Source organism: Mesobacillus campisalis (genome assembly GCF_000986785.1).
GTDB classification, from domain to species: Bacteria; Bacillota; Bacilli; order Bacillales; family Cytobacillaceae; genus Mesobacillus_B; species Mesobacillus_B campisalis.
This window is the reverse complement of the sequence record NZ_LAYY01000009.1, coordinates 162,500-173,403: the sequence shown is the minus strand read 5'-3', so window position 1 is coordinate 173,403 and position 10,904 is coordinate 162,500. Positions and strand designations below refer to the sequence as shown.

At 44.8% G+C, this 10,904-nt stretch carries 11 protein-coding genes and 1 rRNA gene; 9 read left to right on the top strand and 3 right to left on the bottom strand.

Annotation, left to right across the window (positions count from 1 at the left end; all coding sequences use genetic code 11):
* The first annotated feature begins 6 nt into the window (after positions 1-6).
* Positions 7-122, top strand: a 5S ribosomal RNA gene (rrf, locus tag WQ57_RS10570).
* A gap of 197 nt (positions 123-319) precedes the next feature.
* Entirely contained in the window at positions 320-1,384 is a 1,065-nt protein-coding gene (locus tag WQ57_RS10565) for a C45 family autoproteolytic acyltransferase/hydrolase (RefSeq protein WP_046523708.1), read from the top strand.
* Between the two features lie 114 nt (positions 1,385-1,498).
* Here the strand turns inward: WQ57_RS10565 and WQ57_RS10560 are convergent, their stop codons facing one another.
* Positions 1,499-1,909, bottom strand: coding sequence for a VOC family protein (locus WQ57_RS10560; protein WP_046523707.1), 411 nt, complete (start codon positions 1,907-1,909; stop codon positions 1,499-1,501).
* A gap of 391 nt (positions 1,910-2,300) precedes the next feature.
* Between WQ57_RS10560 and WQ57_RS10555 the strand changes: the two genes are divergently transcribed.
* Complete coding sequence (locus WQ57_RS10555; protein ID WP_046523706.1) at positions 2,301-2,519, top strand: hypothetical protein; 219 nt, start codon at positions 2,301-2,303, stop codon at positions 2,517-2,519.
* 163 nt (positions 2,520-2,682) lie between these two features.
* Positions 2,683-3,240, top strand: a complete 558-nt coding sequence (locus WQ57_RS10550; RefSeq protein ID WP_046523705.1) for a hypothetical protein — start codon at positions 2,683-2,685, stop codon at positions 3,238-3,240.
* A 39-nt stretch (positions 3,241-3,279) separates the two neighbouring features.
* Here the strand turns inward: WQ57_RS10550 and WQ57_RS10545 are convergent, their stop codons facing one another.
* Positions 3,280-4,458 carry an LL-diaminopimelate aminotransferase gene (locus tag WQ57_RS10545; RefSeq protein WP_084820247.1) on the bottom strand — a complete coding sequence of 393 codons (1,179 nt, stop codon included), beginning with the start codon at positions 4,456-4,458 and terminating at the stop codon, positions 3,280-3,282.
* A gap of 280 nt (positions 4,459-4,738) precedes the next feature.
* Here WQ57_RS10545 and WQ57_RS10540 point away from each other — a divergent pair, with 280 nt between their 5' ends.
* The 4 genes from WQ57_RS10540 (at position 4,739) to WQ57_RS10525 (ending at position 9,529) form a co-directional block, all read left to right on the top strand.
* Positions 4,739-5,581, top strand: a complete 843-nt coding sequence (locus WQ57_RS10540) for an ABC transporter ATP-binding protein (protein ID WP_046523704.1) — start codon at positions 4,739-4,741, stop codon at positions 5,579-5,581.
* The gene (locus tag WQ57_RS10535; protein ID WP_046523703.1) at positions 5,514-6,272 is read left to right on the top strand and encodes an ABC transporter permease; all 759 of its coding nucleotides are present in this window, start codon (positions 5,514-5,516) and stop codon (positions 6,270-6,272) included. Before WQ57_RS10540 ends, WQ57_RS10535 begins: the two co-directional genes overlap by 68 nt.
* A gap of 35 nt (positions 6,273-6,307) precedes the next feature.
* The gene (locus tag WQ57_RS10530) at positions 6,308-7,315 is read left to right on the top strand and encodes an ABC transporter substrate-binding protein (protein ID WP_046523702.1); all 1,008 of its coding nucleotides are present in this window, start codon (positions 6,308-6,310) and stop codon (positions 7,313-7,315) included.
* Between the two features lie 213 nt (positions 7,316-7,528).
* On the top strand, positions 7,529-9,529 hold the full coding sequence (locus tag WQ57_RS10525; protein WP_052948724.1) for a DUF4179 domain-containing protein: 2,001 nt from the start codon (positions 7,529-7,531) through the stop codon (positions 9,527-9,529).
* Positions 9,530-9,843: 314 nt separating this feature from the next.
* Here the strand turns inward: WQ57_RS10525 and WQ57_RS26620 are convergent, their stop codons facing one another.
* A complete protein-coding gene (locus WQ57_RS26620; RefSeq protein ID WP_156183108.1) occupies positions 9,844-9,984 on the bottom strand; it encodes a hypothetical protein in 141 nt (46 codons plus the stop codon).
* 36 nt (positions 9,985-10,020) lie between these two features.
* On the opposite strand from WQ57_RS26620, the gene WQ57_RS10520 reads away from it, so the two are divergent.
* Complete coding sequence (locus WQ57_RS10520) at positions 10,021-10,833, top strand: DUF2935 domain-containing protein (protein ID WP_046523700.1); 813 nt, start codon at positions 10,021-10,023, stop codon at positions 10,831-10,833.
* Positions 10,834-10,904: the final 71 nt, after the last annotated feature.

Genomic DNA, 10,904 nt, shown 5'->3' with positions numbered 1-10,904 from the left:
AAATAGTCTGGCGGTGATGGCGAGAAGGTCACACCCGTTCCCATGCCGAACACGGAAGTTAAGCTTCTCAGCGCCGATGGTAGTTGGGGGTTTCCCCCTGTGAGAGTAGGACGCTGCCAGGCTATAAGAAAAGAACAGCTGAAATACGCTGTTCTTTTTTGTGTGCTTTTTACCAGGAAATCACCTTTTTATTGTGATATAAGTATAAAAGGAAAATTACATTGATTAATTTATCTAAAGCGCAGGCCACTCCCACCACTTTATTTTTCCGTTTTTTCCACGTATCCTATAGGTAATGGAAATAATGGAGGACCTCATCATGAAAAATATTTATGCAGACATCATACAATTTCGAGGAACGCATTATGATTTTGGTTTTAAACAGGGAGAAAAGTTGAAGGATTCAATTTTAATCAAGAACCGGGAACGACAATGGAAGGTGCGCAGACCGCTATTCCGGATAGATCAGGACGAGACTCAACGGGTTTTTAAACACTTGGCGCCTTTCCTGTGGGAGGAGTTCCTGGGGTTGCAAGATTCGCTGGAATGGCCGATGGAAAGAGTGTTGAAGGAATTCGGGGGATATAGGGTGAATGTAACCCCATCAGGATGCTCCATTTATGTGGGCGATGATTATGTAATCCGGAACTATGATTATCATCCAAAGACATATGATGGCCGCTGTGTTGCTTTTCAACCAAGTGACGGAGGTTACTCGACAATCGGTTTGACACAGAAAATCACCGGCAGGAGTGACGGTATGAATGAGAAAGGTCTCGCAATGGGCTATACCTTCATGAACCGGAAGCGTCCTGGTGACGGTTTTATTTGTCATATGATCGGCAGGCTGATTCTTGAATTATGTGCCAATGCAGGGGAAGCAGCTGATCTGCTGAAAGAAATACCTCATCGCGGCTCCTTCAGCTATGTGCTATTTGATCAACAAAGTGATCTGCCGTATATCGTGGAAACCTCGCCCAGAAGGATTGAAATCCGGCAAGGGTCAGCTTGCACCAATCATTTTAAAATCATGACAGAGGAGAATCGGCGGGTCCTCGAGGATTCCCAAAAAAGATTGCAGCTGATTGAGGACAACCAAGTACATAAGTTAAGTGGCAAACAGGCATTTAAACTTTTAAATGATACGGATAAAGGGGTGTTCTCCAAGCTTTATGGAAGTTGGGCGGGGACTATTCACACGTCTGCCTATTTTCCAGAGGACCTGAAAGCGTGGATTGCGCTTGGAGGAGACCAGGAACCTGATGTATTTGACTTTTCGGCTTGGTTGAAAGGAGAAAACTTCTCAGCAGAGCGAATTGAGGGGATGGTCGACACAGATATTCCATTTGTCAATATGGAGCCGGCGGACTGGTACCAAAAATAATGGTCCAGGTTATCCTCTTCTTTACTGATTTTTGGGCCAAAAACGTAGTTTTGAAAAAGGAGAACTGCGGTGGCAGTTCTCCTTTTTGTGCTTTTTGAGGCAGCAGTACCGTCCCTATGCCTCATAGCTGATTTGCCAGTGGATGCCGTAGCGGTCGACAAGTGTGCCGTAGCATTTGCTCCAGAAGGTTTCCTGGAGTTCCATTTGTACCTTTCCTCCTTCTTTCAACTGGTCAAAATAAGTTTGGAGCTCATCAAGGTTGTTGCTCATTACGGCGAGGGACACATTATTCCCCTGAACGAATGACATTCCAGGGAAGATATCGGAGAACATCACATTGCTTCCGCAAACATTAATCCGGGCATGCATGACCCGGTCCTTCGCTTCTTCGGGCATCGGGAAATCCGGGCTTTGCGGAGATTCGCCAAATGTCATAATATAAGGCTCTGATCCGAAAACTTTTCCGTAAAATTCAACAGCTTCACGGCAATTTCCATCGAAATTCAAATAGGCTGCAACTGGCACGGCGTTTCCTCCCATTTAGATAACATATTTTGGTACATATCCAATTATACCATGTCCGGAAAATAGCGTTATGCTTTCCTCCATCCTGCTCCCTTCCATAGATTAGACAACGGTACCCGTTCTTTGGTTTGCCAAAGCAGGGGAAGGATTATGCTAAGGTTTTTAAAAATAGCAATTAGAGCACGCCAATCATAAATCCCCGCCGAAAAAGGAATTAAATTGTATCAAAAGGTATATTAGTTAATATATCAATTCTTTTTTTAAAAAGGGCAACACTCTCGCAAAACTTTTGCTGCACCTTTTTGTTTAAAAGTCTGTCATTATTTGACGAGAGATAGCCATTGTCCACGAGTAAAAGTTATTTGATAATTATGACAAAGGAGGTGAAAAAGTGGGGGCCAATGTGAACAGAGTGGATTATTATTTAGAAGACAAATGCCTTCTAAGTGCTAGTGTAAAACATTGGGAGCAATATATTACCGCATTAAGAGCCAGCAATACGGTAACCATCTATAAAAAAGAATATATGGTAAATAAGATCAATATGGTTCATGATTCCTTGAATGTTGTTTTAAAAGTCAGCATCGAACCGCTTCGATTGAATTATTAAAAGATGCTCAGCAATTATAGGATTTATGGCAATATGAATATATAAAAGCTGCAGAAATAGCAGGGCAATTCGCGATGAATCTGCTCTGTTTTTTATTGGAGAAATATAAAAGGGTGCTCCTTGATGACCGAGAGTATAATGAAGGGGAGAGGGAGCGTTAGAGATGACTAAAAAAATAGTAATAGCTGTGTTTTGTACAGGATTTGTTCTCGTAATCTCCTTTTTTGCCTTGCGTCCCACTGAGCCAGCCGGCACGATTATTCCTGATTTATCCCTTGAAGAAAGGGTCTGTGAAAGAGTCACCGCGCAATTTGGCGATTGCAAGAGAATCCTTTTATATGATTCATATTCAAAACTTGTTTTTGCCGAGAGCAGTTCGGGAATCATTCCTGTGCTTACCAATAAAGAGTTCACTGATTTTAAAAAGTTTATTTCCCCGATGATGGATTTCCAGGAGTTTAAGGAAGAGAGAGTAGAGAGGGGACCGGTAGACTGGCGGGCTGACAATCAGGTTGAAGGGGACTTTTCCGTTTTATACGGTTTCGCAGAAGACGAGGCAAAGACCATCGTCCTTACTAGCGAAGGCCATGTTCAGCCAAACCGCTTTTTCGTTCGTGACAACCTGTGGGTCTGGTACGCTGTTTTGAAAAAAGACGAAGTGGAAATGCCGGTTAAAGTAACGGTTTATGATGGTAATGGTAAAATGATTTATGGCGAATAACCATTTAAAAATCCAGGCAGATGAACGCCTGGATTTTTTTCATAATGAGGCATGCAGAACCGTCCCCATGTCTCGCAGTCTGGTAACGGCTTTTTGCAGGGTGTCTTCGTTTTGGGTCAGGGCAATCCGGACGTAGCCTTCTCCTTCTTTTCCGAATGCATTTCCGGGTGTGACGACGATGCCTGCTTCATCGATTAGTTTATAGGCGAACTGTGTTGAGGTAAAAGGCTTTGGCACTTTTGCCCAGATGAACATCGAGGCCTTGGGGGATGCAGCTTCCCAGCCTAATTGATGCAAGCCCTTGATAAGAACATCTCTCCGCTTTTTATAGATGCTTCGAAGCGGCCCGCTAAACTCGGAGGAGTTGTTCAAAGCTGTAATGGCGGCTTTTTGAATCGGCAAAAACACACCATAATCGAGATTGGACTTTAATCGTCTGAGACCGTCAAGGATATGTTCATTGCCAGCCAGGTAGCCAATCCGGCAGCCAGCCATATTGAAGCTTTTGGAAAGAGAATTGAATTCCACTCCTACTTCTTTTGATCCTTCGACAGATAAAAAGCTGAACGGCTTTTCTTCATAATAAAGCTCCGAATAGGCAAAATCATGAATCACCAAAATTTGATTTTCCTTGGCAAATTGAACAACTCTTTCAAAAAATTCTTTTGTCGCTAATGCGGGTACGGGGTTTCCAGGGAAGTTCAGAATCATGGTCTTGGCTCTTGTCCTTATCTCTTCAGGAATCTTCTCCAAGTCCGGCAGAAACTGATTTTCTTCCTTTAAAGGCATTTGGTAAGGGATGGCCCCTGCCAGTGAGATCCCTGCATCGTATGCAGTATACCCGGGGTCAGGAACTAGGATGGTGTCGCCGGGATTGCACAGCACCATCGGCAAATGGACAAGCCCGTCCTGGGAGCCCATCAATGTCAGGACCTCTTTATCGGCCTGGAGGTTAACATTAAATTGACGGTGATAATAATGGGCAATCGCTTCGTGAAGTTCGGCAATGCCAGTCAGCGAATATCCGTATTGGGAAGGATCTGCAACATGTTTCTGCAGCTCGTCCATGACAAACCGGGGAGGCGGCAAATCAGGGCTTCCGATACTAAGGTCAATAAGCTCTTTTCCTTCCTGAAGCTTTTGTTTTTTATAGGCGGCCAGTTCACTAAAGATGGATGGTTTAAAATGATCCATTTTATGGCTTAATGTGATGTTCACAATACAACTCTCCTTGCTCTTTATGTTTCGTAATTTTCAATAACTTCTATTATTATACTATTAAATTGTTTGTGTTTTTCTAGAGAAACTTTTAGAAGCTGCATTTCAAGGGTATGATGACCATGGATAAATGTGGTGATACGGGCCGCAGCTGTAAATGAGGCAGGAGAACCGTCCCTGTGTTTCAACTAAAATATCTGTTGACAAAAGAGGGTTTTTTAATCATTATTAAATACATAAAACATATAAAATTACTTGGATTTAAAATTGAGGTGACAGCATGTACTTGACGATAGATGGAATTGAGAAAAGTTTTCTTACCGAGAAAAAAGATCGGCTTAAAGTACTGGATAATATCAACCTGAATGTGGAAAAGGGGAGTTTTGTCTCCATCGTAGGTCCTTCCGGCTGCGGTAAATCCACTTTACTTTACCTGATTGCCGGTCTGGATAAAGCCGACCAGGGGGAGATACGTGTTGCCGGCAATTTGGTGAAAAAACCTGGACCTGAACGGGTCGTGGTATTCCAGGAAGCGGGTCTGTTTCCATGGCTGACCGTTTTGGAGAATGTTACCTACGGCCTGCTGCTTAAAAAAATGACGAAGGAACAGGCAGAACAAAAGGCGCGGGAAGTCCTGAAAATGGTTCACCTCAGCAAATATGTCGATTCTTACCCGCACCAGCTTTCAGGAGGAATGAAGCAAAGGGTTTCGATTGCAAGAGCGCTTGTGATGGAGCCGGACATACTGCTAATGGATGAACCATTCTCAGCACTCGATGAACAAACCAGAATGGTCCTGCATAAAGAACTCCTCGAAATCTGGAGAAAGACAAAGGTGACCATCTTTTTTGTCACCCATAATATCAGGGAAGCGGTGCTACTGTCGGAGCAGGTTGTCGTGTTTGCGACCCGTCCGGGCAAAATCAAGGAAATCATCACGGTTCCAACCATGAAGGACGGAATCATGCCGGACGGAGTGACGCTGCACACCGAACAGAAGATATTATCGATTTTAGAAGAAGAATTAGAGAAGGTATTGAAGGAGGAGATGGGTGATGACTACAGCTTTAAGACGAATCATCTTCATCGCGGCGATAGCGGTGATATGGGAAGTCACATCTAGGTTATCCGGCCTTCCTGCCTTTATGTTCCCGAGTCTGACGCAGGTGCTTGACACGCTTGTGAACGGCTTGATCAACGGCCAGATTACTACAGCCATCGGCAAGAGTCTAGGGCGCATCCTTTTGGGGTTTTCGATTGCCATCGTTGTTGGATTGGTTCTTGGGTATTTTATCTGGCGCTATAAAATGGTTGAAGATACGCTTGGTTTTGTGGTGACCGCCCTTCAGTCCATTCCGAGCATCGTCTGGTTTCCGCTGGCAATCATCTGGTTTGGCTTGAATGATATGGCGATCCTGTTCATTGTCACCATCGGGGCTACCTGGACCATGACCGTGAACGCGACGAGCGGATTCAAAAATGTGCCGCCGCTGTATCAGCGTGTGGCCAAAGTGTACGGCTCCGGCGGGTTCCATTTTATCCGCACGGTGATTCTGCCGGCATCAGTGCCGCAGCTTATTTCCGGACTAAGGATTGCCTGGGCGTTTTCCTGGCGCGCGCTTATGGCCGGGGAACTTCTTGGCGGCGGCGGCGGCCTTGGGCAGCTGCTTGAAATGGGACGCTCGCTTGGACAAATGGACCTTGTCATTTCAGTCATGATTATCATTGCCATCATTGGAACCATTGTGGACAATGTGGTGTTTTCAAGACTTGAACGAAGTGTTGAAGTTAAGTGGGGCTTAAGGGCACGATAAGACGTGCATAACAGTCAAAATAAGGAGTGGAACTAATGAAAAAAACAATGCTTTCCCTGCTGGTTTCCATTTTGGTTATGGGTGTGCTGAGTGCATGTGCTCAATCAAATAATGAAGGCTCCGGCGGGAACTCAGATGGCGATACAGTCAGAATCGGATATTTTCCGAACTTGACGCATATCGCGACGATTGTTGGGCTTGAGAAAGGATTCTTTGAAGAAGCGTTTGGTGAAAATGTAACCATTGAAACAAAAACAGTCTCAAACGGCGGCTTGTTCATGGAAGCCATGTCCACTGATGCGATCGACGTTGGGACAGTCGGACCAGGCCCGCTATTGAACTTTTATGTGAAAAACAAGGAATACCACCTGATTTCCGGAGCGGTTAACGGAGGCGCCGTCCTTGTTGCCAGGGAAGACAGCGGTGTTGAAAAACTGGAGGACCTGGACGGCAAGAAAGTAGCCATCCCGGTTATCGGAAGCACACAGGATGTTATGCTGCGAAAGGCGCTTCAAGAGGTGAACCTGGAGCCAACAACAAATGGCGGGACAGTAGAATTGTTTGCTGCAGCCCCTGCCGATACGGCACCGCTGTTTATCCAGAAATCCGTTGACGCTGCGGCGACACAGGAGCCATGGGGCTATGTTCTTGAGAATCAGGCCGGCGGAAAGCTGCTGCTCGATTGGGACGAATTTGCCTGGGGCAAGGAGTCAACCAATACAGTCGTAGCAGCAAGAGCCGATTTTCTTGAAAAGGAAGATTTGGCAAAAGCGTATTTGACCGGCCATAAAAATGCCGTCGAATTTATCCAGGATAATCCCGAAGAAGCCCAGGAAATCGTCATTAAGCACCTGAAGGATCTGACAGGGAAAGAAATCAACAAGGACGAAGTCGCAGCCGCGTTCTCACGTTTGTCCGTGACAACCGAAGTCAATGAACAAGTTATCCAGGAAATGGCCGACATCAGTAAAGAAGCCGGCTATGTTCCTAGCAACGACATCGAAGGAATGGTCAACCTCAACCTGCTGAACGAACTCAAATAGAGCAGGGGGACGGTTCTCTTGCTTCATAATCCAATGGTCCCGTGAAATACGGGGCCATTTTTTTGCGCAGTTAGCTGCGACTTTGTTTTGCAGATTGCGGAAGATGGCTGAAACAGGTAGGCAATCAAGCTTGGCAGGTGGTAAAATATGGTGATGGGAACGGGAGAATGAGGCAGGAGAACCGTCCCCATGCTTTAAAAGGGGGGGGGTTTGGTGGTTGATTGGTTTGAGCGGCATAAGCGTAGATTGTATATGATGGGCTGGTTTTTTCTCGGCGATGAACAGCAGGTGGAGGAGCTTTTTTATCGGTGTATGGAAAAAGCGGACAAGGAAAGGCCTCGATTTAAGGACGAAACCTCTTTTGATTTATGGGCCTTGTCGATTTTTATTCAAACCTGCCGGGAGCTTTCCAAGGATAAGAGATTTCCAGCTTCAGAGAAAAGCGAAAATCATGACCCATTATTTGAAGCGCTCCTTCAGCTGAAACAAGATGAAAAAGAGGCAGTGGCCCTTATCTTTTTACAAGGACTTTCCCGCGGGGAAACCGCCCAGGTTCTCGGATGTTCCGAAGAAAAGATAAAAGAGCTGTTGTTTTCGGGTATCCAGTCAATTAGAGGTGCCCTTGGGAAAAGCACGCAGTTTAATGGCTGCAGGGTATATCATCCATCCTACATCGATTACCTGGAGAGGACCCTCGAGCGGCGTGAAAAAGTGGAATTTGAAGTTCATATCTTTCATTGCCAGCACTGTCAGGAGGATTTGGCGACATTTCAGGCTGCTATGATCATGTTAAGAGAGCTTTCTGAAAGGGCCGAAGCTTTTCCGGTGCCGGCCAGCCTGATGCAGAACGTGGAAGCCCGGCTGGCAGAAAAGGAACAGCACAGACAACTGAAAATACAAAAATGGAAAAGGATGGGGCTGGTTTTTACAGGTATTTTTGCTATTATCTTTGCTATGGAATTTTTTACGGGGACGTTTTCCAGCGTCTATTATGCGTGGACAGAAGAAGACCAGGAATTGCGGGCCTTCCTGCACCAAGACCTCGGTGAAAACCTGAACCTGGTTGCCGAGAGCAATGGGGTGAAAATCAGGATTAAGAGCGTGATTGCGGATGATGTCCAGACGCTTGTTTTTTATGAAATAGAAGATATGAAAGAAGAGAATAAGTATATGATGAGTCTTCATGATGGGGCTGTAGTGGAGAACGAAACCGCCATAATGAATCATAATTCCTATCCTAGATTCTCTCCGCCTGACCTTCAATCGGAAGTAAATAAAAAAGCAAAGAACGTGTTTCACGGGAAGATCAGCCTGCTGCCGCTCACAACGGATGAAGGGACGATCGAACTTAAGATTACCAAGCTTCAAAAATTGAAATTGGATGCTTTAAATCAGTTTGATTTTAGGTTTTATGGAAATGGAGGAAATAAAACAGGAGAGTGGAACTTTGAAATTCCTGCTGCAAAACAGCCTTCCACAGAATATGCGCTGGCGGGGACAACAGAAGTGGAGGGAATTCCGGTCCGGTTTGACAAATTGACCATTTCGCCAACCGCGGCGGTCCTGGAATTTGCCATTAATCAGGAACGTTCACATAAACGGATGGATGTCCTTAATTTTAAACATCTGGAAATGAATGGTCATAAATTGAAAGCTGACATGTTTGGCAGTTCTTATATGGATGAACAGCGAGACATGGACTGGACTGTCTTTCAAGCCTATTTTGATCCGTTTTTTGGCGAAAAACCAGAGGAAGTCAACGCGCAGTTCGATTATATCCATTTAACGTTTGATGACCAAAAGAAGATCGACCTCGACGCTTACAAAGAATATCCGCAAACGTTTGAATATGCAGGCAGTACGATTACCATCGAAAGGGTGGATGTCGGAGATCCTACGATTATAGTTCTAAGCGATCATGAGATCAGGAACAGAGCCTATCAGTCGTTTCACTTCGATGTTATGGGAGAAGATGGGCTTCAACCAAATTATTCGAATATGAATAGTGAAGGAGTGCTCGTTGATAAAGATGGGATTCAATATGATATGGATAAAATCAATGTTCCTTATGAAGAAATCCAGCAGCCTCTTCATTTCACCACGGTTCAAAGCGTGGCGATAGACAACAACATGGTTCCCAAAAGCATCGTCATTCATGGGTATAATTCAATGAAATATTTGGATGATGTGGTGGAAATTACGGTTGATGAATGAGGCATTGGGGGCTGATTAAATAGTTTGGATTTGAAGTGCAAAATTGGAATAAGTAACATAGAAAGTTGATTTTACTGAGCTTATGAAAATAAACGGAAAAATTCCGCCTAAGTTGGGAAATACCCATATTTCCCGCATTATAAGGGAGTTTTTTCCGTTTATTTTCATTTAATCCTTGAATTTAGTCCCGAAATAGGAAGTTAATCGGAATATATCCGCTTATTTCTGCTCCTTAAGCCCTTGAAATATACCTTAACCGAAATTTCTCCGCCTATGAATGCCTTGCCAACACTGGGTAATAAACAAATCAACAATTATACCATGGCTGATACGGTGACATGCTTTGCCTGGTCTTCGCCGAACCCGCCTTCACACATTTCCATGGCAGCGGTCCGGCTGCCAAATGGCATGAAATTATAAAGGACCGCATATGGACTGGCACCCTTTTCATACATATAGTGTGTATGGCAATCGTGAAAAGGGGTGTGGCCATGGCAAGTCCAATCGTAGCGAGATCTCTGGACGAGATCAGGTTCTGGTCAAGGATTATGAAGGAACATGCATTATTTCTAAGCCTTGGGTTTACTTATGAACAGCGGCAATTGATTGCGGAAGCCCAGCAGTTTATCGCATTGTTTGAACGCATTGAGGAAAAGTTGTCCAGGTTTTCACCAAACTCGGAACTCGGGCAGGTCCAGGCGTTTAACAATGAGGTTTACCAGGCAGCAGTCGCCATTTGGCATTACAAAAGGAAGGTATTGGGACTGGAGCTGCGCTGTGAGATCCGGTCCAATAACTTCCCATTGTTAATTGATCATGTCAGCAGGGAAGCGGCTTATTTTGCGAATCGGCTGAAAGAGCTGAATGAAGGGAGATTAGTGCCTGAAGCAAATGATATCATTCAGGAAAATGTCTTTTTCCTGAAAATCATGGCGGACCATGCAAAATTCATTGGACACCTTTTGGACCCTTCGGAAAGAAAGCTTGTAGAGCAAGCTAGAGAATTTAGCCATGATTTTGATCAGCTCGTCTTTCAGGCCGTTGATTTGGATTCGATGAGACCGCAATCAGAAACCGTGCCTATACTGGACCAATTCCTGGATCAAAACAGGGTTTCCGTTGCTTCCCTAAGAGACTTCAAGAGAACGGCCAGGGAGCTGATCGAGGCATGCCGGATTAAAAGCAATATTCATCCGCTATTAGCGGACCATACCTTCAGGGAGGCGGAAAGGTTCCTCGAAATCATCGACATGTTTGAGGCAACCCTTAGCGCACCTAAAATGCAACGGCCGTTTGATTCCTAGTGAAGTGTTGTTTTCTTTAGGATATCAATTATCTGCCACTGATTTCAGGGGAGGATTATAGGGAAACAATA